This window comes from Schinkia azotoformans LMG 9581, from assembly GCF_000307855.1.
Taxonomy (GTDB): Bacteria; Bacillota; Bacilli; order Bacillales; family Bacillaceae_J; genus Schinkia; species Schinkia azotoformans.
In genome coordinates this window covers 1-25,621 of sequence record NZ_AJLR01000057.1, presented here as the reverse complement: position 1 = coordinate 25,621, position 25,621 = coordinate 1, and the positions used below count along the sequence as shown (strand labels likewise).

The window sequence follows — 25,621 nt, the reverse complement described above, 5'->3', positions numbered from 1 at the left end:
AACTTCACACTCCTTCACTACGATAAGTCAACATCAGCTCGTACCTCGCTGTGTTTCCTTTATCTCATTGCGGAGTGCTCCAGTTTGTTCGTCGCTGAACGGGTGCTTGCGCTTTTCTTACTTTAAGCTTCCAGGAACTGATTTTGAAATTCGACCTGAATTTGTAGCTTGTTGTGGTGAAATTGCTGGTTTCAATATACGCATTTTTATCAACTCCTTTCAATAGGTTCCAAGTCTTCAAGTTTCGTGTTTTGCTTCCAAATTAAACGAAGCACCTGCTTGATTTTCTTTTTCTCGAATGTACAAGGACGTTTGCCTGTTCTTATTCTATATAATGGACAATGATTTCCTTGGCAGGCAGGACGGAAGAAGCAGGCCTGACAGCCGGTATCTTTGTCCTCACCGCCAGTCACCCAAAAGGCAACCTTATCATAATCTATATCCATAGTACCATCAGGTAACAATTGTCCTACATGGTTAAATTCTTCATTAAAAGAACACGTACATTTATAAAGTTGACCATCCGCACCAATGACAAAAGAATGTGGTTTGGCTGCATAACAAACCGAACCTGAAGGCATAATGGCCGATTCAATAATCGAGCTCATCCCAAGTCCCTTGTCTAAACCGTATTCAGTGAATTCCCAAATTTTCGTTTCGGCCACACGGTGGTCGCAGATTGGTAAATCATCGTCATTTTCTCCACCCCAACGGCCGACCGGACGACAAAATGTTTGGAAACGGGAATCGTGCCCAAACTGATCACCAAGAAAATCAAGAAATGGCTGGACATTACCAAGATTATCCTCATCGAAATTAATACGTATATAAATCTCGAATTCTTCATCAATCTCTTTCATAGCTTTTAAGTTTCCGATAATGGTATCAAATGTCTCCCCACCGCCTGCTAAGAATCTACGTGAATCGTGGAATTCTTTCATACCATCAAGAGTGATCATAAAGCGGCGAACATTCCAACTTAATAAAGAACGGAACTTTTCCGGTGTTAGAAAATAACCATTTGTCGTCATTTCGGCTGTATAAGAAATATTATGTTCTCGAACCGTGTCTAGAATTGATTTACTTAATTCTCCGATGACATCAAATGCTAGCATTGGCTCTCCGCCAAACCAACTAATACTTAAATTCTGCAATGAATGGCCTTTTTGGGCGATAAATTGTTTGACCCCTTCCCGTATTTCTGGTTTCATATTGCCTTGGGGAAAGGTTTGGTAGCAATAGGTACAACGAAAATTACAAGCCTCTGTTGGCATTACAATAAGGTGCATTGTATCTGTCCGATGAAGAGATTGGTGTAAAAAACGTGCCCTGGCATCTTCATCTACATTATCACCAACGAGAAATCCAGATTCAACCAATGGTTGTAATGTCTCAGTTAGATCCCCCGAAATACCCTCCCGTTTTAACGCCGACAATACGATCGGTTTTTCATCTACGGTAAAAGAAGCGATTGCCCCTGAATAGCTATTGTATAAAATAAGTTCTCCATTATCTGCCTGTGACATCGCATTATAGCGGGAAGGAAGCCATCGTTTTGTTTCCATTCTCTGCACCCTCTCCTTTTAATCCGCTTATTTCATTTAGCAGGTTAATTATATATAATTAGGCTAGAATTAGCAATTGGAGACAAACTATAATAATATTATTTGATTATCATATTTAAGGAGAATAAAGTGATGTATTTATCCATAAAAGAAACAGCAGACCTGCTATCGATGACAGAATCACATATAGAAAGTTTAATATTGCAAAAGAGAATTCGAGCTATTCACGATGGGCAGCAATACCTAATTAATAAGGAGCAGTTTAATACACATTTTGAACAATTAGAAAAGGTTAAGAAACTAATAGAGGAAATCAATAATGAACCAATACCTGAAGATATTGATATTAAAGATGAGGATTAGGTTGAAACATACTGCTGTAGAAAAGGTCTTAAACCATTAGGTTTAGGGCCTTTTATTTTATGAAATGGTTTCAATATGCTAATATGTAAGGATGCTAAATATATAGTTATAGTGTAATTTGGAGGAAACTTATGAACCCAAAAAGTAAAGAACAACTATGGTCGAGATCCTTTGTTTTATTAATGTTCGGGAATTTTTTCTTATTTATGTCTTTTCAAATGCTTATCCCCACTTTACCCCCATACATTAAATCAATAGGTGCTTCGGGTTTAGAGATTGGTTTAGTTACAACCTTATTTTCGGTTGGGGCCGTTTTTTGTCGGCCATTTGTAGGTTATATGCTTCAGTATAAAACAAGGAAACCACTGGTGCTGACTGCTGCTGTGGCGCTGCTTTTTTTCACCCTACTTTATCCGTTGACACAAATTGTTGTACTGTTTTTGGCTATTCGATTGTTTCATGGTATCGCATGGGGGTGGTCGACTACAGTAAACGGTACCGCTGCAGTTGATGTTGTTCCGAATTCCCGGATCGGAGAAGGAATGGGGTATTTCGGACTTTCAACAACAATTGGAATGATCATTGCCCCGAGTCTAGGAATTTATCTATATCAGGTTACAGAATTTAAATATTTAATATACATATCAGGTTTATTAGGTGTAATCGCAGTTGTTCTGTTTGCAGCGGTTATCTATCACACTCCGGATGCTGTAAAAAATGCGAATAAAAAAGAACTGAAATTTTCTTTTTTAGATTCATTAATAGAAAAGACAAGTTTTGGTCCGGCGTTGATTATGTTAATGGTTACTTTTGGTTATGGTACAATTGCAACCTTTATCGTTATTTTTAGTGAGGAACGTGGAATCGATAAAGTTTTCCTCTTTTATTTATGTAATGCTATTATGGCGACAATTTGCAGGCCGGTAACAGGAAAATGGTTTGATAAAAATGGTCCAATAGGACTTACGTTATTTTGTATATTTTTTACCTTCGCAGCAATTTGGGCCCTTTCATTGGCGCATTCAAATTTCTTAATTGCAATCTCCGGCATTCTATTTGGAATTGGCTTTGGGTCTTTGATTCCAACTCTGCAGTCCTGGGCGCTTTCGTTGACACCACCTAGCAGGCGCGGCGTTGCGAACGGTATGATTTTTTCTTCGTTGGATTTAGGAATAGGACTTGGTGGGCTAGTGTTCGGATTTTTAGCTGAGTTTTTTGAACTTGGGATTCTTTTTCAAATTTCCAGCTTATTTTTAATAGTAGCTTTTGTAATAGCCTTAATTGAAAAGAAGAAGGCAAGAGAAAAACGCCGGCAGCTGCCAGTGGCGTAATACAGCTTAATTGCAAATTTACCTGATTTACCTAGTTTCCAAACGATTGCTCCAGTATTTGCTCTTTTCCTCCTTATTTTGAGTGTGATATAGTAAGAAAGTGAAAAATAAGAGGGGATATGAACGATGAGTGTAAAAGAACAAGTTAATAATAGACGAACATTTGCAATAATCTCCCATCCGGACGCAGGGAAAACAACCATGACTGAAAAATTGCTCCTTTTCGGTAACATTATTCGTGAAGCGGGTACTGTTAAAGGGAAAAAGTCAGGCAAGTTCGCCACATCTGACTGGATGGAAATTGAGAAAAAAAGAGGAATCTCTGTTACATCAAGTGTAATGAGCTTTCCATATAAGGATTACTACGTAAATATTCTAGATACCCCCGGCCATGAAGACTTCAGTGAAGATACGTATCGTACATTGACTGCAGTTGATAGTGTTGTGATGATTATCGATTCAACTAAAGGGGTTGAGCCGCAAACGATTAAGCTTTTTAAAGTTTGTCGGATGAGAGGGATTCCAATTTTTACATTTATTAATAAGCTTGATCGTGAAGGAAAAGACCCGCTTGAGCTGTTAGCAGAAATTGAAGATGTTCTTGGCATTGAATCTTATCCAATGAACTGGCCGGTTGGAATGGGGAAACGATTTGAAGGGATTATTGACCGTTTTAACAATCAATTTGTTCGTTTTCTAGGTGATGAAAAGGAAGAAATCACGCCACTTGAACAATTGGATAAAGCCGGAAATCCGACAATCGAATCTGTTTTTGATGAGCTTGAGCTTCTTGATGAAGCAGGAAATGAATTTAGTGAAGAGCGTGTTATGAAAGGTGAGTTAACACCTGTCTTTTTTGGAAGTGCACTCGCAAACTTCGGTATACGGACATTTTTTGATACGTTTATTCGTTTTGCGTCACCACCAAAACCTAGGAAAACAGATGATGGTCTTGTCAGCCCTGATTCCGAAACATTTACAGGCTATATTTTTAAAATTCAAGCCAATATGAATCCGGCCCATCGTGACCGCATTGCTTTCTTAAGGATTTGTTCTGGAAAATTCACTCGCGGCATGAATGTGCGTTTAACAAGGACAAATAAAACGATGAATCTTAATCAAACCCAGCAGTTTTTGGCGTCTAGCCGTGAAACGGTAGACGAAGCCTATGCTGGAGATATTATCGGACTATATGACCCGAATATGTATCAAATTGGAGATACAATCACAGCTGGGAAAGAGGACATCCACTATCGTGAGCTGCCGCAGTTCCCACCGGAAATGTTCCGAAAAGTACGTGTGAAAAACGTAATGAAATCCAAGCAATTTAAAAAAGGTATTGAACAGCTTGTGCAAGAAGGAGCAATCCAGCTCTTTAAACAAGAATCAAATGATGATACCATTCTAGGTGCAGTTGGACAGCTGCAGTTTGAAGTATTTGAATATCGAATGAAGGCTGAATATAATGTTGATATCGAGTTTACACATCTAGGTGACCGGATTCCAAGATGGCTTGCTGAACCACCAAAGGACCTCCGATTATTTGATTCAAGAAGCTTACTTGTAAAAGACCGTTACGACAGATATGCCGTTCTTTTTGAAAATGATTTTACACTTCGTTATTTTAAGGATAAAAATAAAGATGTGGAACTTATTGATTTGTTTGAGGCAAATGATTATAAAAGTGTATAAATAATTCAAAATAAGGGGATTCAGTTGTAGAGACTGGGCCCCCTTTATTTTTTGGTAGTTGGATAATATATAATTGAAACTGGATAATATATTAGCAAAATCGGTCTGATCTAAACCAATTATAGAAAGGAACAGCCAATGAGGATTAATAAATATATAAGTAATTCAGGGTTTTGCTCTAGAAGAGAAGCGGAACGCTTAATTCGGGCAGGGAGAGTAACTGTTAACGGGGAATCACCAGAACAAAATTATATAGTAACTTCAGATGATGTGGTCTTTATCGACGGAAAGCCATTACCTTTTAAGAAGAGTGACCTCTATATTGCTCTTAATAAACCAGTTGGGGTCGTTTGCACAAACGCTAAATCAGTTAAAAATAATATTGCAGATTATATGAACTACCCCGAAAGAATTTTTGCAATAGGAAGGTTGGATAAGGATTCCGAGGGGTTGATACTTCTTACGAATGATGGTGAAATCGCCCATAAAATACTCTATTCAGAGCATGAACATGAGAAAGAGTATATTGTTACAGTTGATAAGCCGATCACAAATGCATTTATCAACGAAATGAAACAAGGCGTTGAAATATTAAATACGATTACAAAGCCATGTAAAGTCCAGCCAATTAACGAAACGACCTTCAGAATTATTCTGACTCAGGGATTAAACCGACAAATTCGGAGAATGTGTAAACAGTTAACTTATAAAGTTGTTCGTCTCCAACGAGTACGAATCATGAATATTAACATAGATGAACTTGACTATGGAAAGTGGCGGAACCTGACAGATAGCGAGGTTTTCGAACTTAAATCACAGCTAAATTAATCCTACAAAAAGAACGGCACAACTCCAATCATTTCCCATACTATAATGGTAAAAATGACCAGGGAGAATGCTGTTAATATGAACATTTGGATTAGTGAAGGACTATTTAACCAGATCATGACAAGCCTTTATCCAGTGTCGTCGAAAACGATACCTGGTGTGAAATGGGGCTATATGAATCCAAGAGGGAAGATTCAAATTAAACTAATATTTGATGATGCCATGGAATTTCAAGCGAACGGCTTAGCGGTTGTCGGATTAGATGGGAAGTATGGCTTAATTAATCATGGAGGCAACTTTGTTGTCCAACCTATTTATGATTCGATTTCGGAGTTTTCTGAAGGGCGTGCCCAAGTTATTGGTAAAGAAGGGTTTAAGGTAATAGGTGCAAGTGGAAAAGTACTTACTTCCAAGGCTTATAGCTTTATTGGCTCATTTGAAAATGGGAGAGCATTGTTTGGTGAGTTTTTGGAAGATAGTCAGTATCTTTATGGGTATTTAGACCGCCAAGGGAAAGAGGTTGTTCCAGCAACATTTTTGACGGCAAATGAATTTCAGGATGATAAAGCTGTTGTCCAATTTCAGTCAAAGGAGTATGCATTAATAAATAAAAATGGCAAAGCTTTGCAAAAGTACCCCTATCCGTTTGTTGGAAATGTGGGGGAAGGGTTATTAGCTTTTAAAGAAACTGAGGATGGTAAATTTGGTTATATAGATGTTAAAGGTACAATTGTTATACCACCAAAATTCACTTCAGCGATGCCTTTTGAGCATGGAAGGGCAATAGTCAATATGGCTGAGGACTATGGGAACGAATATGGTCTTATTGATAAGGAAGGAAATTTTATCTATCCTCCGGTTTATAACGATATTCATCATTTAGGAAAAAATAGGGTAGCAATTGGAATGGCTATAAAGGAAGGGTCCCCGTTTTATGGATCCAACTATGCACTAGGAATGACCGATGGAACGGTTTTAACTGAATTCAAGTATTTAACAATCCTAAATTTTAAAGAAGGAGTTGCATCAGCCACAACGGGAAAAGAAACTTATTTTATTAACAAACTAGGAAAAATGGCAAAAGGATTGCCCATCGTAAATGGAGAAGGGACATTAACACTTGAAGGTAATTTAATAAAAGCAAATATCGATCAGCGAATTACGTATTATGATGGTTCCGGAAATATTGTGTGGAGACAAAATAAAATCATTCCTATTAGTCAACGATATAAAGTAATTGAGAAAAAATATAAGCCAAACAAGGATTATCTTGTCTATTATCCGCAAATAGAGGGCATGTTCGATTTAGGTGCCAAGCAAAAGGTAAATGAAGAGTTAAAGTCTCTTTCTCAAGTGAAACCGGTCCAGTCAGGTATTCAATTAGAGTCAAGTTATACTGGGGATTTTTTAATTAAATTTTACAAGGACCAATTACTTGTAATCGAAATAGAAGGCTATGATTATCCATTTGGTACAGCACACGGCATGCCTTATCGAGTGTATGCCCATATCAATTTAATAAATGGAGCCATATATATACTTGCAGATTTGTTTAAAAAAGATAGTGATTATGTAAAAGTTTTGAGTGATATTATTGCTAAACAAATTAAAGAGGATGATCAATATTCCTATGTTTTCCCTGATAGTTATAAAGGGATCAGCGTGGATCAACCATTTTTTGTAGATAATAAAACACTATATATTTATTTTGAGCCTTATGAAATTGGTCCATATGCTGCGGGATTTCCGACTTTTAAAATACCATTTGACGAGATCATGGATATTATTAATACGGAAGGTGAATTTTGGAAATCCTTTCATTAATTTACAGCACTAATAATAAAGAAGGCTGGAGTCGCATTGGATCCTGTCTTCTTATATGCTTGTAAAAAATTTGTCGTAAAAAGTTGAAATTTTATTAACATTTTCTAAAATTGGATGTGTTTATAAAAAATTTCCTTTAAAATAATAATAATAAATAAAAACTAGGAGACCGAAAATGAGCGTACAATCAAAAAAGGTAAAATCAGATATTGAGATTGCCCAAGAGGCGGTCATGAAGCCTATTAAAGAAATTGCTGAAGGGTTGAATTTACGCGAAGATGAATGGGAGCCATTTGGACATTATAAGGCCAAAATTTCTTTAGATGTCATGAAACGACTTCAGAATGCACCGGATGGAAAAGTAATTTTAGTAACGTCCATTAACCCAACTCCTGCCGGGGAAGGGAAATCTACGGTCACAGTCGGACTTGGACAAGCGTTAAATAAGATCGGCCATAAAACCATTGTTGCATTGCGGGAACCATCATTAGGACCAACGATGGGAATTAAAGGTGGTGCCAGTGGTGGAGGCTACTCACAAGTCATGCCAATGGAGGATATCAACCTTCATTTTACAGGTGATTTCCATGCAATTACTACAGCAAACAATGCACTTGCAGCATTTTTAGATAATCACATTCATCAAGGTAATGAATGCCAAATTGATACGAGAAGAATTACGTGGAAGCGGGTCGTGGACTTAAATGATCGTGCATTAAGACAAGTTGTTGTTGGACTGGGTGGACCATTACAAGGGGTACCAAGAGAAGATGGCTTTAATATTACGGTTGCCTCTGAAATCATGGCCATTCTTTGCTTAGCAAAGGATCTAACTGACTTAAAAGAAAAGCTGTCCAATATCGTTGTGGGCTACAGTTTTAATAAGCAGCCTGTTACGGTTAGAGATTTAGGCGTTCAAGGTGCCTTGACATTATTATTGAAGGAAGCGGTTAAGCCGAATTTAGTGCAGACATTAGAAAATACACCGGCGATCGTTCATGGCGGTCCATTTGCCAATATCGCCCATGGCTGCAATAGTATTATTGCAACTAAATTAGCTAGCAAGCTGGGCGACTATGTAATTACTGAAGCTGGCTTTGGTGCAGACCTTGGCGCTGAAAAGTTTTTAAATATTAAATCCCGCTTAGGTAATATCGATCCTAAAGCGGTTGTCATTGTTGCAACGATACGTGCTTTAAAAATGCATGGCGGTGTTGATAAAGCTAACCTCACAGTGGAGAACTTAGATGCATTAAAAACAGGCATGCAAAATTTACAAAAGCATATCGAAACAGTCCAAAGCTTTGGACTGCCATTTGTTGTGGCTATTAACCGATTCATCACCGATACAGACAAAGAAGTTGAGTATATCGAGAAATGGTGTGAAGAAAAAGATTACGATGTTGCTTTATCTGATGTATGGGAAAAAGGCGGAGAAGGTGGAATTGACCTAGCTGTAAAACTATTACGGGTTTTAGAAAAACAGGAAGGCAACTTTAAACCATTGTATGAGTTAAATGATTCAATTGAAGCTAAAATTGAAACAATTGCTAAAAAAGTATATGGTGCAGTAGCTGTTGATTTTATCCCTAAAGTAAGAAAACAAATTGAAGAATACAAGTCTTTGGGATGGGATAAACTTCCGGTCTGTATGGCGAAAACACAATATTCACTATCTGACGACCCGGCAAAGCTTGGAAGACCAGAAGGATTTACGATTACAGTAAGGGAGCTTCGTCCATCTATCGGAGCGGGATTCTTAGTTGCTCTAACAGGTGATGTGATGACAATGCCAGGTTTACCGAAAAAGCCGGCAGCATTAAATATGGATGTTGACGCTGATGGTAAGGCGATAGGATTGTTTTAATTTTATTTCGATAAAAAAGGGAGCTCCCTAAATTGGAAGTTCCCTTTAATAAATTAAAACACCTTCGTTGTCCAAGATTCACAATTCCATACGTCTGTGGCTACTTCGTTATAAAATTCAGGCTCATGGCTGATTAATAAAATGCTGCCTTTATAAGCCTTAAGTGCACGCTTTAATTCTTCTTTTGCGTCAACATCAAGGTGGTTTGTTGGCTCGTCCAATACAAGTAAATTCGTTTCGTTATTAATCAGCTTGCATAATCGAACTTTAGCTTTTTCTCCACCGCTCAATACTTCTACTTTACTTTCAATATGCTTCGTAGTCAGGCCACATTTCGCAAGGGCAGCACGAATTTCATATTGATTGAAATGAGGAAACTCATTCCAAATTTCTTCAATACATGTGTTATTATTGGAAGATTTTACTTCTTGTTCAAAATATCCGATATATAAATATTCGCCGCGTTCTACAGTTCCTGAAATTGGCTTAATTTCTCCAAGAATGCTTCGTAACAATGTTGTTTTACCAATACCGTTTGCACCAACGAGGGCAAGCTTTTGGCCACGTTCCATTTTCAAATTTAACGGTCTTGAAAGTGGTTCATCATAACCAATAATAAGATCCTTTGTTTCAAAAATAAGTTTGCCTGATGTACGAGCTTCTTTAAAATTAAATTCGGGCTTTGGTTTTTCTTTTGCTAATTCAATAACTTCCATCTTATCCAGCTTTTTCTGACGGGACATCGCCATGTTTCTTGTGGCAACACTTGCTTTGTTACGAGCAACAAAGTCTTTAAGCTTTGCAATTTCCTGTTGTTGCCTTTTATAAGCAGATTCTAATTGTTGCTTCTTCATTTCATAAACAGACATGAAATTATCGTAATCCCCGACATAGCGATTTAGCTCTTGGTTTTCCATATGATAAATCAAGTTAATGACGCTATTAAGGAATGGAATATCATGAGAGATTAGGATGAACGCATTTTCATATTCTTGAAGGTAACGTTTTAACCATTCGATATGCTGCTCATCCAAATAGTTTGTCGGCTCATCCAATAGCAAAATGTCCGGCTTTTCAAGCAATAATTTGGCGAGTAGGATTTTTGTTCTTTGGCCACCACTTAAATCGGTAACATCACGTTCAAGACCGATATCCTGCAATCCAAGACCACGTGCAACTTCTTCAACCTTGGCATCAATAATATAAAAATCATTATTTGTTAAAAGGTCTTGAATTGTCCCAACGTCTTCAAGCAATTTTTCAAGCTCTTCAGGTGTAGCATCCGCCATCTTTTCATAAATTTGGTTCATTTCAGCTTCAAGGTCAAACAAATATTGGAATGCACTTTTCAGTACATCACGGATCGTTAATCCTTTTTCAAGCACTGTATGTTGGTCAAGATAGCCAACACGAACATTCTTCGACCATTCCACATCCCCAGCGTCTGGTTCAAGTTTTCGAGTAATAATATTCATAAAGGTGGATTTACCTTCACCATTTGCACCAATTAATCCGATATGCTCTCCTTTTAAAAGACGAAAAGAGACATCATTAAAAATGGCACGGTCTCCAAAGCCATGGCTTAAGTTTTTGACAGTTAAAATACTCATAATTTCCTCACTTCCGGTCAATTAATATTTTATTTATGTCTAGCTCCAGCGCCCAGCGACTAGAGGACTTCGCCCGCCTCCCTACGATAAGTCAACATCGACTCATTTCTTTCGTCGTGTTTTCTTTATCTCAGTCGACGTGCTCCAGTCCTTACGTCGCTGAACGGGCGCTTCCGCTTTTCCTTTAAAACACATATTTTGATTATATATGACACAGCGAGCGGATGAAAGAAAACTTTTTTCCATATCGAGACAAATTGATTCTATATAATTCGCTATTTCCCGGGGAATCGACATTTAATAGCTGCTTCCTTTCTAGTGTTGGGCATTCACCTAATTGCAGCTGTTAACATATGGTATTAAAGGAATATTTCCAAATCCGTTTGTAGGGAGTGTAAAAAGAATATGGCAGGAACAGTTAAAAATTATTATGCCGGTGGAAATACAGCTAAAGGCTTCCATAATTTATTTGATTCAAACCTAAAAGACTTGGAACGGTTATTTATTTTAAAGGGTGGTCCTGGAACGGGGAAATCATTTTTAATGAAAAAAATTGGGGAAGAATGGCTGGATAAAGGTTTTAATATTGAATACATCCATTGTGCTTCCGACAATAATTCAATTGACGGTGTCATTATTAGAGATTTGCAGGTTGGAATTGTTGATGGAACAGCTCCACATGTGATCGAGCCAAAAGTACCGGGTGCAGTTGAGGAATATGTGAATTTGGGGGATGCTTGGGATTCCAAAAAACTTGCTTTCCATAAAGATGAAATTGTGAAACTATCAAGGCAAATTTCCGACTCCTTTCAAACTGCCTATTCATTATTTGCCGAAGGGTTAAAAATTCATGATGAGTGGGAAGTGTGTTATATAAAAAATATGGATTTTGTTGCGGCCAATAAATTGACTGAAGAGCTTATTGAACAATTCTTCGGTGGAGTAAGCTTGAATAAGAAGAGTGACATCATCCATCGCTTTTTAGGTGCAGCTACACCGAAAGGTCCAGTTGACTTTATTCAAAATTTAACAGCAGATATCGAAAATCGCTACTTCCTTAAAGGGCGCCCTGGTTCAGGCAAATCAACAATGCTGAAAAAAATTGCAGCAAATGCAGAAAAATTAGGGTATGATGTGGAGATTTACCATTGTGGTTTTGATCCGAACAGTCTGGACATGGTCCTTTTTAGAGAAATTGGTGTTGCCATATTTGACAGCACTGCCCCACACGAACATTTCCCTGATAGAGAATCTGACATAGTTGTAGATATGTACACAAGAACAATCAAACCAGGTACGGATGAAAAATATGCTGATAAAATTAATGACATCAGAGAAAGATATTCAGCCAAAATGAAAGAAGCCACTTCGTACCTTGCTAAGGCGAAAGAACTACACGATCAATTGGAGCATATTTATATCGCGGCAATGGACTTCAGCACCTTGGATAGAAAGTATGAAGAAATAAATAATGAAATTACTAGTTTTGCAAAAATAAAAGAAATGTAAAAATCAATGGTAAAAAATGCTTATGAGGATGGACCTCATAAGCATCTCCCGTTTACTTTCTAATATTCCCCAACTCTGCGGCAATGGCTTGCATTTCACTTATGCTGAATGTTGTTTTAGTTTTAACAAGATCATAAATGTCTTTTAATTCCTCATACATTTCTTCATTAAAATTGTCAGCCTTAAACGCATCGACATTAGCCATGCGCAGTTTATCTTTGATTGCTTCTACCATATATACGATATTTTCTTTTGATTTTTTTGTTAAGTCCATATCCGTCTCCCTTTCAAAACTTTTCGAGTTCATTTATTAACCATCGTACCATATGAAAAAAAGAGATTGCAATTTTGCAATCTCGATATTGTTTTTCCGCTTTCTCTTTTAAGCCCCGACGTTCGGAGATTTAGCTTTTTCTTCTTGCATAACCTTTTTAAATCGTCTTGTTTCAGCCACAACTACACCTGAAAGTCCAAGTAACCCAATTAAGTTAGGGAAGGCCATTAGACCGTTCATGATATCCGCAATTCCCCATACAGCATCAAGGGTTGAAACTGCTCCTACAAAAACAGCTAAAACAAATACAACGCGATAATATTTGATTGCTTCATTACCAAATAGATAGGAGAAGCATTTTTCTCCATAATAGGCCCAACCAAGAACCGTTGAATAGGCAAAGAAAATTAATCCGATAGCAACGATGATTGGTCCTGGTGCACCGATTAGTTTTTCGAAGGTCGCGGTTGTTAATTCTGCTCCTTTAAGTCCATCGTGGTAAATACCTCCCATAACAAGAGTTATGCCAGTAATTGAGCAGATGATAATTGTGTCGATAAAAACCTGTGTCATGGATACTAACGCTTGACGAGCAGGAAAGTCTGTTTTTGCAGCTGCAGCGGCAATTGGAGCAGAACCTAAACCAGCTTCGTTAGAGAATACCCCGCGTGCAACCCCCCAACGAATCGCAGCTCCGATTGCACCTCCTGCAGCAGCATCACCTGTAAAGGCTTGTGAGAAAATTAGACTAATAGCCGCTGGGACTTCATTAATGTTGGTAACCATAATGACTAAACCAGCGATTAAGTAGAAGATGGCCATGACTGGTACGAAGTAAGCTGTAACTTTACCAATGCTCTTGATACCTCCTAGAATTACAAGAGCAGTAAAAATAGTTAAAACAAGGCCTGTTACCCAAGTTGGTACATGGAATGTTGCATCAACTACGGAGGAAATCGAGTTTGACTGCACCATATTTCCAATTCCAAAGGCAGCGATTGCACCGAAGAAAGCAAAAAGCATCCCTAGCCACTTTTGACCTAATCCACGCTCCAAGTAATACATTGGACCGCCGGCCATTTCACCGTTTTTATCCTCTACACGATATTTTACGGCAAGAATAGCCTCTGCATATTTAGTCGCCATACCAAATAGAGCAGAAAGCCACATCCAAAAAACAGCACCAGGTCCACCCAAAACAACGGCAGTAGCAACCCCAACAATGTTACCGGTTCCAACTGTTGCTGCTAAAGCAGTTGTTAAAGCTTGAAAGTGAGATATATCCCCTTCAGAGGTATTATCCTGCTTTTTGCTAAAAGCTTGCTTGAGAGCATAAGGTAGGGCTGTAATTTGGAGAAAGCCCAGTCTAATAGTTAAATAAATTCCGGTTCCAACTATTAAAATTAATAACGGAGGTCCCCAAATCCAATCGCTGACGGTACTAATCACATCTAAAAAAGTCATTCATTACCCTCCTATTTTGAAATATTACTATTATAACAATAATATAGAGTATTCAGAAAACTAGGTCAATCAAATTAAGGAAAAAGTAGGATAATTTATAATATTGGTATAGCTTATATACAAAAGTATTAAATTTGGAAATAAAAAATAAATATGGTAACAAGTTCTCACAACTAGTTTCAGTTGGCTATAATAAGGTAGAAGTTGGTTTTTTATACAATATAATGGGTATACATATAAAAAGGAGCGTATCAGATGGAAAAAAATAATAAACTAATTAAAGGGATCCTATACGGTGCTTTAGCCGGCGCGGTCATTTCCTTATTAGACCGTGAAACAAGAGAAAACACGGTTAATCAGGTAAAGGATTGTGGAAGAACTGTATGGCATTATAGTAAAAATCCTACTGAATTAATCGAGGGCGTTTCCGATAAAATTTCCGTTGCAAGACAAAAAATAGAAGAGGTTACGGAAGATATAACGTTTATTGTTGAAAAGGTAAATGATATTAGGCAGTCAAGTGATAAGCTGCTCTTATCCAACAATATCGAAGAGGGAAGGGAATTGGACGAAATATAAGAACTTTTAATGGGGGTTAAAAATGGCACAAACCGATATCTCAACATTAAAAGGTTTTATTAAAGAATTTTATTATCGTTTTATGCATGATGAAGTTGTAGGCTTATCTGCACAATTAGCTTATTTTTTCCTATTGTCTTTATTTCCGTTTTTAATTTTCATCATTACACTTATAGGTTATTTGCCCATTTCTTTGGATGATCTTTTAGGACTGGTAAGCAAGTTTGCACCTGGTGAAACAATGCATCTGATCGAAACGAATTTACGGCAAATACTTGATGAACCTAGGGGTGGTCTGCTTTCATTTGGTGTCATTGCTACTATTTGGTCAGCATCAAATGGAATCAATGCAATCATTCGGGCGTTAAATCGCGCCTATGATGTTCATGAAAATCGATCTTATATCATATCACGACTAATCGCTATTTGTTTGACAGTTGCTATGATTGTCGTGATCATTATAGCGTTGTTATTACCAGTATTCGGTAAGGCAATCGGTCTTTTTCTATTTACTCATTTCGGTATATCAAAGTCATTTATGGCAATTTGGGACTTTATCAGAATTTTTATTAGTTTTTTTGTTATGGTTGTCGTATTAGCGATGTTGTACTATTTTGCACCAAATAAAAAACTACGTATAAGTGAAGTGTGGTATGGGGTCTTTTTTGCAACAATCGGTTGGCAGCTTGTATCGCTTGCTTTTTCTTATTTTGTATTGAACTTTGGTAATTATACTGCAACGTACGGTAGCCTTGGGGGAATCATTGTTCTTATGATCTGGTTTTATTTATCAGCGATGGTTATCATTTTAGGTGGAGAAATTAATGCAATCTTGAGGATGGCTAAAATGACTCGTAATTAATGCCAAGTTTGGTTGACTTTAATAAAAATATATTAGACCTGTCGAACCCATACTATGTTTGAAGAAGGCGTTAAGCTTTCATCCTGTAAAGGAGGGGTCAACAATGGGCAAAACTAAACAAAAGAAAAGTGGTTCTAATCCTAAGCAAAAAACATCTAGTGGTGCTAATAAATCGAATAGCTATCACTAACTAGAAAAGCGGAAGCGCCCGTTTAGCGACGGATAAACTGGAGCTCATCGACTGAGATAAAGGAAACACGACGAGTAAATAGAGTCGATGTTAACTTATCGTAGGGAGATGAGTGAAGTTTACGAGTCGCTGGGCGCCCTTCAGAATATTTACTTTAACAATCGCAATCCATTTAATATTACTAATAATGTACTTCCCTCATGGCCGATAACCCCATACGGAAGGTCAAGCACTTGAAGAAAATTCGAAGCAATTAAGAGCATAATCACTAAGATGGAAAAAACAATATTTTGTTTAATGATTTTGTTCATTCGATTTGATAATGAGATCGCATCAGCAATCTTTGTTAAATCGTTTTTCATTAAAACAACATCTGCAGTTTCTAATGCAACATCTGAACCTTCCCCCATTGCAATTCCAACACTTGCAGTAGCGAGTGCTGGGGCGTCATTGATACCGTCTCCAACCATACCAACATTTTGGTACTTTTCTTGAAGCTGTTTCAAGTGTTCAACCTTAGTCTCAGGCAAACATTCCGCAATAAAATGATTAACTCCACTTTCTTTAGCAATAGACTGGGCTGTGGTTTCGCTGTCACCGGTAAGCATGATCGTATGAATACCGATTGAATTTAAAGTGTGGATCGCTTGCTTTGAAATATCACGGACAACATCCTTCAAAGCTAAGATTCCAGCGATGCCCTCTTCATCTTTAACGTAAACAATCGTCTTCCCTTCTTCTGCTAATGTCTTTGCAATATTGTTTTGAAATCGTTTGATCTCATCTAAACCAATGAAATCTTTTTTACCTATTTTCCATTGTTTATCAAGTAAAGAAGCTTCAATCCCCCAACCAGGAACATCCTTAAATTGAGAGGGTTTTTCAAAAGTTATTGAATATCTTTCCTTCGTATATTGCACAATGGCTTGTGCTAATGGATGGTTTGAATGGCTTTCAATGGAGGCTGTTATTAATAAAAACTCTTCCTCCGTAATATCAGGGCGAATGATAATGTCAGTAATTTCCGGTTTTCCTCTAGTTAATGTTCCAGTCTTATCAAAGGCTATCGCTCTAAGGGCATTCAGATTTTCAAGATGAACACCACCTTTGAAAAGGATCCCCTGTTTGGCACCATTTGAAATCGCTGATAGTGTCGCCGGCATGATGGCAGCCATTAAAGCACATGGCGATGCGACAACTAATAAAATCATGGCACGGTAAAAAGTTTCCTGCCAGTTCCAACCTAACAGATAATGAGGAAGAAACATCATTAAAATAACGACAGCTAAAACAACCTTTACATAGGTTCCTTCAAATTTTTCAATGAATAACTGTGATGGTGCTTTTTCACTTTGGGCATTTTGAACAAGATTAATAATCTTCTGGAATAAAGATTCGCTGCTCTTTTTTGTGATTTCAACAATGATGGAGCCGTTTAAATTTACAGTCCCAGCAAAAACATCATCTTTATTCCTTTTGCTAACGGGCATGGATTCACCTGTGATCGCTGCTTCATCCAGTGTTGTTTCCCCGCGAATGATGATCCCATCAGCGGGAACACGTTCACCCGGTTTTACTAAAATCTGATCGGCGATTTCCAACATGGAAACATGCACTTTTTCTTCTCTACCATCAATAATACGCAATGCTTCTTCGGGCTGAAGAGTCATTAAGCTTGAAATTTCCTTTTTGCTTTTATTCATTGTATAAGTTTCAAGAGCACCACTTAAGGCAAATATAAAAATTAAGATGGCACCCTCGGCCCAGTAGCCGATTATGGCAGAGCCAATAGCTGCAAAAACCATTAACATCTCTACATTAAGGTCTTTCTCCTTTAAAGTTTCTGTTATACCTTCTTTGGCTTTAGCGTATCCTCCAATTAAGAAAGCTAAGACGAAAATCGTTACCGATGTGGATTCCATTCCGTATTTTGAAAAAACCCAAGCAGCAACAATAAGAACACCACTAAGTAAGGCGGCGATTAATTCCCGATGCTCAGTCATTTTATAGATAAAACTTGATTCTCTTTGGTTTTTATCTAATTGAGAATTTTTCTCTATTACTTTAGCTTGAAGTTCCAATTTATATCCCTCCCGATAAAAGCAATTGATAATGAAAATCAGCTATTATTCTTAAATTCTTAAGTAGTATATGCTTTGTTTCCCTAAAATTGTTTAAAATTATTTTTACTATAAGATTAAAATAATTATAAATAAATTATAACATGGAAACAGTAAAGTTCAAAGAAAGAGTTATTTATTTTTAAAAATATAATTGGAACTTTTTTGTTGGAGGCATAAAATCAGGGGTTGAATCCTTGTACAATAAGAGGGGAAGAGGACATATCGGGGGCAGAGAAGTTTTTACTACAAAGGCAGAAAAAACGCCCCTGTATCATAACAGAGGCTACTTTGCTCTATTCCATTATTAGTCAATGAACTTCAACCCCTGCGTCATCTTATTCTAATTACTGGATAATATTGTCTTCGATAAATTCCTCGAAATAATAGTATGTGCTGTTGTAAATGTGCTCAATTTCTTCATCTGTCATATACATAAGATTTTCGTTATCAAACCTTCTGTTTCTAGTAATAAACTCAATCATGTTTCTCCGTTCTTGTCGACTCATTTTAAAAGCCCCCTAAAATTTTATTTTTCTGTAGTATTACAGATGTTTAATTGTTAATTGTATTATATAACAGTAGTGTTAATTTGGTCAATGAATTTTAAAAAAATTTTGTAAAAAGGGGCGGATGCGGAATTGAGCCACAGTTCCCGACCCCGTGTCCCACGGCCTTGTGGTTCGATTACTTTTGAATGAATTTGGAAACTATAATGAGGAAGTTCATTTTTGTAGAAGGGTTGGTTTATTTATATGGTAAATAAAATATTCCTCATCATGGCTGTGATTGGGGTGCCTTTATCTGTAATTGGAAGTTTGCTTCATTTCCCAACAATAATTATGTTTGTCATATATTGTTTAACGATTATCGCGTTAGCAGGCTTTATGGGTCGAGCAACAGAAAGTTTAGCAGTTGTTGCTGGGGAGCGAATTGGTGGATTGTTGAATGCGACCTTTGGAAATGCAGTGGAATTAATCATTTCAATTTTCTCATTAAAAGCCGGGTTAGTTGGTGTTGTCCTTGCTTCTTTGACCGGTTCGGTTTTAGGTAACTTATTGTTAGTCGCCGGCTTATCCTTTTTTGTTGGCGGTGTAAGGTATAAACGCCAGAAGTTTAATGTATATGATGCTAGGCATAATTCAGGACTTTTAGTTTTTGCGGTAATCGTAGCATTCGTAATCCCGGAAGTATTTACCCAAGGGATGGGTGAGGGGCATAAACTTGCTCTAAGTTCAGGAATTTCAATTATATTAATTCTCCTTTATTTAGCTGCCCTATTCTTTAAGTTGGTTACTCATCGTGGTGTATACCAGTCTACCTCTGAGGGGGCAAGTGAACATGAAGAGGTAGCGGAGTGGGGGATGGGTAAAGCCCTTGCTGTTTTACTTATAGCAACACTTGCAGTTGCTTATGTATCGGAAAAACTTGTACATACATTTGCAGAGGTGGCAGAAACCTTTGGCTGGAGCGAATTGTTTATCGGGGTAATCATCGTTGCCATCGTAGGTAATGCCGCAGAACATGCATCTGCCATTATAATGGCTTATAAAAACAAAATGGGGGTGGCTGTTGAAATTGCAGTTGGTTCTACCCTACAGGTTGCGATGTTTGTTGCACCAGTTTTAGTATTGATATCGCTGTTTTTCGAAAAGTCAATGCCATTAGTATTTACAATGCCGGAACTGATCTCCATGGTGACAGCAGTATTACTAACGATTGCAATTGCGAATGACGGTGAAACAAACTGGTTCGAAGGCGCAACGCTCCTTGCTGCTTACATGATTATGGGAATTGGGTTTTATTTGCTGTAGACATCCATAAATTTCCAATATGGTCTATGGATAAACAAGCAATTCTTCGAAAAAAATACAAATAAGTATTTCGAAGGAGGTCTCTATGTGAAAGCGCTAAAAAGTACATTAGTAATAGTAGCTACACTTGTTCTAACATTGTTCAGTTTTCAAGGATCTATAGGCGCGGAAAATACAAAACAAGCTAAAACACACAAAATAAAAGTGCCAGACGCTGTCCTTGATATTTCGAAAGAGAATACGTATCCCAATCCAACTCAGGATTTGCCGTATCTTCAACCAAGTGACTTAGCAAAAACATTGCTCGAAACTGCGGATGTGCCAATTCAAAACCCGGACCTTATACGTATACTGAATGAATCTTCCATTAACACAACACCAACTGCAGTTGGTTTCCGGGCTACAATTTATCTAGGGCAGTGGCCATTAAGCTACGAGTCGACAGAAACCAATATAAATTGGGAGTATAAACCTGCCAATACGAACAAGTTTGATAACCGGGGCGGAAAAACTCCTCAAAAAATCCATTATCAACAAGAAGAAGAAACGGTGATCAAAGGCGGTCTAACCTCAAGAATCAATAATGCGGAAGAAGTTCAAAAAATGATGATGCTAACAGCTATGAAGAAAACAGAGCTGCCATTAGCATTTGATACAGTAATAGGACAAGGCACGAAAAAGGAGCATGTGTATAATGTAACTCCTAAAAAGCTTGGTTACTTATATGCATTTGCCCCAGCTGTGAATGAAAAAGGGAAGGTCACATTTGGTGAAGTTTATCTGGAATTCAAAGGCAGCAAAGCTAAGCTCAAAATTAAAAACGTAACTCAGCAAGGGATTGGGGCATGGATCCCGGTTCAAGATCATTTGTCATTTAAATTCGTTACAACTGATACACCTAAATGAATAACAACAATACAAAAGGACTTGTAGTGGATTTTAATATTCGATACAAGTCCTTTTATTTTTCTATTTGTCAAAATATCGGCAATTGGATTAAGATTAAAAGCAGATGAGAAGGGAGCTAACAATATGGGAAATGCGATACATGACAAAAAACAACAGATCGAATATTTAACGAATCGTCTAAATCTTTTACTAAAAGTATTGGACTCACTTGATCCGGAAGAGGCGGATGTAAATGATATTGATCGACTTTTGGAAATGCTGGATGATCTTCAAGGGAAAATAAATCAATTTAAACCGGATTGGTAAGCGAACTGGCTCTGTTTCCTTTATCTCAGTCGAAGCCCCTCCAGTTTGTACGGCAATGAGCAAAGCGCTTACGCTTTTCTTATTATAGGGTTTCGAAAAAATAGGACTAGTATTATAATGGGGAGTGGAAGTTAATTAGCGTATTCAGAATTGTTTATTTTTCAAAAAAGAGGGGAATGGGGAACAGTATGAATCAATTATTTGAAAGCATGTACAATTTAGTTGTTGAAACATCAACAAAGCTGCCAAAAGATGCTCGTCGCGCTATTTACCAAGCTAAACTAAGCGAAAGTGCCGGTACAAGAGCGGCGATGTCTTTAGACACGATTTCAAATAATATTGTGATGGCTGAGGAGAATATTTCACCGATTTGTCAGGACACAGGTCTTCCTACTTTTAAAGTTAAGACTCCTGTTGGTGTTAATCAGTTAGAAATTAAAGAGGCAATCCGTAAAGCGGTTGTAGAAGCAACTAAAAACGGAAAACTTCGTCCAAACTCAGTTGATTCATTAACTGGCGCAAACAGTGGGGACAACCTTGGTGATGGAGTACCAGTTGTTAAATTTGAACAATGGGAAAAAGATTATATCGATGTTCGCCTCATTTTAAAAGGTGGCGGCTGTGAAAATAAAAATATTCAATATAGCTTACCATGTGAATTAGAAGGTCTTGGACGTGCAGGACGTGACTTAGACGGTATCCGTAAATGTATTATGCACTCTGTATACCAAGCACAAGGTCAAGGCTGTTCTGCTGGATTTATTGGAGTTGGAATCGGTGGAGACCGCAGCTCAGGATATGATCTTGCAAAAGAGCAACTGTTCAGAAACGTTGATGATGTAAATCCAGTTGAAGATCTACGTAAACTTGAAGAATATGTAATGGCAAATGCCAATAAGCTTGGTATCGGAACAATGGGCTTTGGCGGAGAAACAACATTATTAGGCTGTAAAGTTGGTGCTATGCACCGTATTCCTGCAAGCTTCTATGTATCAGTTGCTTATAACTGCTGGGCATTCCGCCGTCAAGGTGTGAAAGTTGATCCTGTAACTGGCGAAATTAAAGAATGGCATTACCAAGAAGGTGATGACGTTGATTTTGCAAAAGAAGTCGGGCAGGAAGTTGCTGCTGCATCTGAAACTGCAAGTGAATCACGTGAGGTAGTTCTTCAAGCACCAATTACTGAAGAACAAATCCGTTCACTAAAAGTTGGTGACGTTGTAACAATCAATGGCAGAATGTACACAGGCCGTGATGCGATTCATCATTACTTAAATGAGCATGATGCACCAGTTGATCTAAATGGTCAAATCATTTATCACTGTGGTCCAGTAATGCTTAAAGATGATGAAGGCAAATGGCATGTTAAAGCTGCAGGACCTACAACAAGTATTCGTGAGGAGCCTTATCAAGGCGACATCATGAAGAAATTTGGTATCCGTGCTGTTATCGGTAAAGGTGGTATGGGGCCGAAAACATTGAAAGCATTAGAAGAGCATGGCGGTGTATACTTAAATGCTATCGGTGGTGCTGCTCAATACTATGCAGATTGCATCGAATCTGTTGACGGCGTAGACTTAACACAATTCGGTATTCCCGAAGCAATGTGGCATCTAAGCGTTAAAGGCTTCAAAGCTGTTGTAACAATGGATTCACACGGAAACAGTCTACATCAAGACGTTGACAAATCATCTCTTGAAAAGCTTGCACAATTCAAAGAAAAAGTATTTAACTAAAATACATTTTAAAGGAAGGGTATCTTTTTCAAGGTACTCTTCTTTTTTTCGAATTCGAGCCAGAGGTCGGGTTCTCTGTCACGGTTCTATGTCTAGCTCCAGCGACCAGTGGACTTTGCCCACCTCCCTACGATAAGTCAACATCTAATCGCTTCGCTCTTAGTGTTTCCTTTATCTCAGTCGATGTGCTCTAGTCCATACGTCGCTAAACAGGTCGCCTCCGCTTTTCTAATGGAAAATGATGTTTGGTATGAAAGTATCCACCTTTCAAAAAATATAGATATAGATTTGCCAAATAAGGAGGCATTTTTAATGAAAGGTGCAAAAAAAGCTGCATTCCAAATCGTTACAATTATTGTATTTCTTTTTGGTGGTTTTAATACGATACAGGCTGAAACACCTCCAAACAACCCGATACATTGGGGGATGAAGAAAAGCCGCAACCATGAACCTGCAGATGCGGGTGAATTTTTTAAATCCATCCTTGCAAAATATGGATCATTCTATTTAGGGGATACATCAAAAAAAGACATTTACTTAACCTTTGACAACGGCTATGAAAATGGATTTACAGCCGATATTTTAGATATATTAAAAAAGAAAAAGGTGCCAGCAACGTTTTTTGTTACAGGTCATTACTTAACTGAAAATGCCGATTTAGTAAAAAGAATGGTGAATGAAGGCCATATCGTTGGAAACCATTCTTGGCACCATCCTGATTTAACGCAAGTTAGTGATATTCGCTTGAAAAAAGAATTACAGCTCGTAGAGGAAGAATATAAAAAAATTACTGGAAAATCAGATATGATGTACCTACGTCCACCAAGAGGAATTTTTAGTGAAAGAACATTAAAGCTTTCAGGGGACCATGGGTATGTAAACGTATTTTGGTCGTTGGCCTTTGTTGATTGGCATATAAATAATCAAAAAGGTTGGAAATATGCTTATGATAATATCGTGAATCAAATCCATCCTGGGGCGGTTATCCTCCTACATACAGTGTCAGAGGACAACGCCAAAGCACTGGAAAAAGTGATTGATACCCTCCACGAACAAGGTTACACCTTCAAAAGTTTGGATGACCTAATGCTAGAGAAAAGTATGCCAAAACCGTTATTGTATCAGAATTATATGGACTAAATTGGGCCGCGGGGTCGGGTTCTCTGTCCCATGAGCCAAGCCACGGGGTCGGGAACTCCGGCTCAGTGTGCCATAGTATGATGTTCTTTGTCCCATTATTGAAACCAGTACTAGGCATGAACCTAATGCTGGTTTTTTGCATTTTATCCAATCATTTGCCTGAATGCAAAAAATAAAACATAATAGGAACTGAGAATATTGAAATGGAGTAAAAAAAATGGCTAACCAAAAGCAAAAACATACCCAAAATAAACAAAAAGAACCAAGATTCCAAAATCAAAGCCAAAGCAATCAACGAAACGATCAAAGATCAGATAAAACGTCCCAACTACAAGTCGGGCAGGAATTTCCGCTCACAATTAAAAGACTTGGAATTAACGGGGAAGGTGTCGGCTTCTTTAAAAAGCAAACCGTATTTGTCCAAGGTGCATTACCTGGGGAAATCGTCGTAGCAGAAGCAACAAAGGTTCAAAAAAATTTTGCCGAAGCAAAAGTGAAAAAGATTCGTCAAAAATCCCAATATCGGGTCCAACCATTATGTCCGATTTACGAAGAATGCGGTGGCTGTCAGCTTCAACACTTAGATTATAAGCAGCAGTTAAAAGAGAAGCGAGATATTGTGATCCAAGCCCTCGAAAGACATACCAACCTAAATATTGAACAGCTTGATATTCGTGAAACGATTGGTATGGAAAATCCATGGGGATACCGCAATAAAAGTCAGCTCCAGGTTGGTCGTGATGAGCAAAAAGTGTTGGCAGGTTTATACGGCTTAAATTCCCATAAGTTAATAGATATATCTGACTGTATGGTTCAGCATCCGAGTACAAATAAAGTGACTCAAATTGTTAAACAAATTTTGGAAGACTTAAATATTCCAATCTATAATGAAAAGAAACGGAAAGGCTTTGTTCGTACAATCGTAACAAGAGTGGGATTTGCGTCTGGACAGATTCAATTAGTCCTTGTTACGACAAAACGAGAATTTCCTGAAGTGGATAATTTCATTGCGGAAGTTAACAAACGCCTTCCAGAAGTAAATTCAGTACTTCAAAATGTAAATGGGGATAAGACCTCAATAATCTTTGGTGATGAAACGATTCATCTGCAAGGCGAAGAATTTATTCAAGAAACGTTAGGAGACCTATCGTTTGAACTTTCTGCCAGAGCATTCTTTCAATTGAATCCGGTTCAAACTGTGAAACTCTATAATGAGGTCAAAAAAGCTGCACAGCTTACTGGAAAGGAAAAATTGGTAGATGCATACTGTGGTGTAGGAACAATCGGACTTTGGTTGGCGAAAGGTGCATCTGAAATTCGCGGGATGGATACGATTGAAGATTCTATTGTCGACGCTCGCGAAAATGCTGCCAAACATGACTTGGAAAATACTTATTATGCAGTTGGCAAAGCGGAATACTGGCTGCCAAAATGGGAAAAAGAAGGCTGGCACCCGGATATCATTGTAGTTGATCCACCACGAGTAGGTTGTGATCAAAAATTTCTAGAAACAGTTTTTAAAATTAAACCAAAACGAATGGTCTACGTATCCTGCAATCCATCAACACTTGCTAAGGATATACAGTTTTTAAGTAAAGCATACAAGGTAGAATATATTCAGCCGGTAGATATGTTTCC

General features: G+C 37.8%; 21 protein-coding genes. 15 read left to right on the top strand and 6 right to left on the bottom strand.

Going from position 1 to position 25,621, the window contains the following annotated elements; translation table 11 throughout:
* Positions 1-209: 209 nt before the first annotated feature.
* On the bottom strand, positions 210-1,565 hold the full coding sequence (locus BAZO_RS10250) for a radical SAM/SPASM domain-containing protein (protein WP_003331396.1): 1,356 nt from the start codon (positions 1,563-1,565) through the stop codon (positions 210-212).
* Positions 1,566-1,697: 132 nt separating this feature from the next.
* On the opposite strand from BAZO_RS10250, the gene BAZO_RS10245 reads away from it, so the two are divergent.
* From BAZO_RS10245 to BAZO_RS10220, 6 genes are all read left to right on the top strand, one after another.
* Positions 1,698-1,928, top strand: a complete 231-nt coding sequence (locus BAZO_RS10245) for an excisionase family DNA-binding protein (protein ID WP_003331394.1) — start codon at positions 1,698-1,700, stop codon at positions 1,926-1,928.
* 131 nt (positions 1,929-2,059) lie between these two features.
* Complete coding sequence (locus tag BAZO_RS10240) at positions 2,060-3,259, top strand: MFS transporter (protein WP_003331393.1); 1,200 nt, start codon at positions 2,060-2,062, stop codon at positions 3,257-3,259.
* A gap of 126 nt (positions 3,260-3,385) precedes the next feature.
* Positions 3,386-4,951, top strand: coding sequence for a peptide chain release factor 3 (locus BAZO_RS10235; RefSeq protein WP_003331392.1), 1,566 nt, complete (start codon positions 3,386-3,388; stop codon positions 4,949-4,951).
* Positions 4,952-5,089: 138 nt separating this feature from the next.
* Positions 5,090-5,779 carry a pseudouridine synthase gene (locus BAZO_RS10230; RefSeq protein ID WP_003331391.1) on the top strand — a complete coding sequence of 230 codons (690 nt, stop codon included), beginning with the start codon at positions 5,090-5,092 and terminating at the stop codon, positions 5,777-5,779.
* Between the two features lie 78 nt (positions 5,780-5,857).
* Entirely contained in the window at positions 5,858-7,603 is a 1,746-nt protein-coding gene (locus BAZO_RS10225; RefSeq protein WP_003331390.1) for a WG repeat-containing protein, read from the top strand.
* Between the two features lie 175 nt (positions 7,604-7,778).
* The gene (locus tag BAZO_RS10220; RefSeq protein ID WP_003331389.1) at positions 7,779-9,470 is read left to right on the top strand and encodes a formate--tetrahydrofolate ligase; all 1,692 of its coding nucleotides are present in this window, start codon (positions 7,779-7,781) and stop codon (positions 9,468-9,470) included.
* Positions 9,471-9,523: 53 nt separating this feature from the next.
* Here BAZO_RS10220 and BAZO_RS10215 read toward each other — a convergent pair whose 3' ends face one another.
* A complete protein-coding gene (locus BAZO_RS10215; protein WP_003331387.1) occupies positions 9,524-11,080 on the bottom strand; it encodes an ABC-F family ATP-binding cassette domain-containing protein in 1,557 nt (518 codons plus the stop codon).
* 405 nt (positions 11,081-11,485) lie between these two features.
* Between BAZO_RS10215 and BAZO_RS10205 the strand changes: the two genes are divergently transcribed.
* On the top strand, positions 11,486-12,589 hold the full coding sequence (locus BAZO_RS10205) for a PRK06851 family protein (protein ID WP_003331384.1): 1,104 nt from the start codon (positions 11,486-11,488) through the stop codon (positions 12,587-12,589).
* Positions 12,590-12,641: 52 nt separating this feature from the next.
* On the opposite strand, the gene BAZO_RS10200 is transcribed toward BAZO_RS10205, so the two are convergent.
* Positions 12,642-12,863 (bottom strand): DUF1128 domain-containing protein, encoded by a 222-nt coding sequence (locus BAZO_RS10200; RefSeq protein ID WP_003331383.1) that lies wholly within the window; start codon positions 12,861-12,863, stop codon positions 12,642-12,644.
* Between the two features lie 108 nt (positions 12,864-12,971).
* On the bottom strand, positions 12,972-14,327 hold the full coding sequence (locus tag BAZO_RS10195; protein WP_003331382.1) for an alanine/glycine:cation symporter family protein: 1,356 nt from the start codon (positions 14,325-14,327) through the stop codon (positions 12,972-12,974).
* A gap of 255 nt (positions 14,328-14,582) precedes the next feature.
* Between BAZO_RS10195 and BAZO_RS10190 the strand changes: the two genes are divergently transcribed.
* Both BAZO_RS10190 and BAZO_RS10185 read left to right on the top strand, forming a co-directional pair.
* A complete protein-coding gene (locus BAZO_RS10190) occupies positions 14,583-14,906 on the top strand; it encodes a YtxH domain-containing protein (protein WP_003331381.1) in 324 nt (107 codons plus the stop codon).
* 22 nt (positions 14,907-14,928) lie between these two features.
* Positions 14,929-15,768 (top strand): YihY/virulence factor BrkB family protein, encoded by an 840-nt coding sequence (locus BAZO_RS10185; protein WP_003331380.1) that lies wholly within the window; start codon positions 14,929-14,931, stop codon positions 15,766-15,768.
* Between the two features lie 339 nt (positions 15,769-16,107).
* On the opposite strand, the gene BAZO_RS10180 is transcribed toward BAZO_RS10185, so the two are convergent.
* A complete protein-coding gene (locus BAZO_RS10180; RefSeq protein ID WP_003331379.1) occupies positions 16,108-18,039 on the bottom strand; it encodes a heavy metal translocating P-type ATPase in 1,932 nt (643 codons plus the stop codon).
* 386 nt (positions 18,040-18,425) lie between these two features.
* A complete protein-coding gene (locus BAZO_RS10175; RefSeq protein WP_003331378.1) occupies positions 18,426-18,587 on the bottom strand; it encodes a BH0509 family protein in 162 nt (53 codons plus the stop codon).
* A gap of 246 nt (positions 18,588-18,833) precedes the next feature.
* Here BAZO_RS10175 and cax point away from each other — a divergent pair, with 246 nt between their 5' ends.
* The 6 genes from cax to rlmD all read left to right on the top strand — a co-directional run.
* Complete coding sequence (gene cax, locus BAZO_RS10170) at positions 18,834-19,892, top strand: calcium/proton exchanger (protein WP_003331377.1); 1,059 nt, start codon at positions 18,834-18,836, stop codon at positions 19,890-19,892.
* A 138-nt stretch (positions 19,893-20,030) separates the two neighbouring features.
* Positions 20,031-20,798, top strand: coding sequence for a YfkD famly protein (locus tag BAZO_RS10165; protein ID WP_407697171.1), 768 nt, complete (start codon positions 20,031-20,033; stop codon positions 20,796-20,798).
* 126 nt (positions 20,799-20,924) lie between these two features.
* Positions 20,925-21,107, top strand: a complete 183-nt coding sequence (locus BAZO_RS10160) for an SE1561 family protein (protein WP_003331375.1) — start codon at positions 20,925-20,927, stop codon at positions 21,105-21,107.
* Between the two features lie 188 nt (positions 21,108-21,295).
* Positions 21,296-22,843, top strand: a complete 1,548-nt coding sequence (locus BAZO_RS10155) for a fumarate hydratase (RefSeq protein ID WP_003331374.1) — start codon at positions 21,296-21,298, stop codon at positions 22,841-22,843.
* Positions 22,844-23,155: 312 nt separating this feature from the next.
* A complete protein-coding gene (gene pdaA, locus BAZO_RS10150; RefSeq protein WP_003331372.1) occupies positions 23,156-23,983 on the top strand; it encodes a delta-lactam-biosynthetic de-N-acetylase in 828 nt (275 codons plus the stop codon).
* Positions 23,984-24,200: 217 nt separating this feature from the next.
* On the top strand, positions 24,201-25,621 hold a 1,421-nt coding region (gene rlmD, locus BAZO_RS10145), incomplete at its 3' end, for a 23S rRNA (uracil(1939)-C(5))-methyltransferase RlmD (RefSeq protein WP_003331371.1).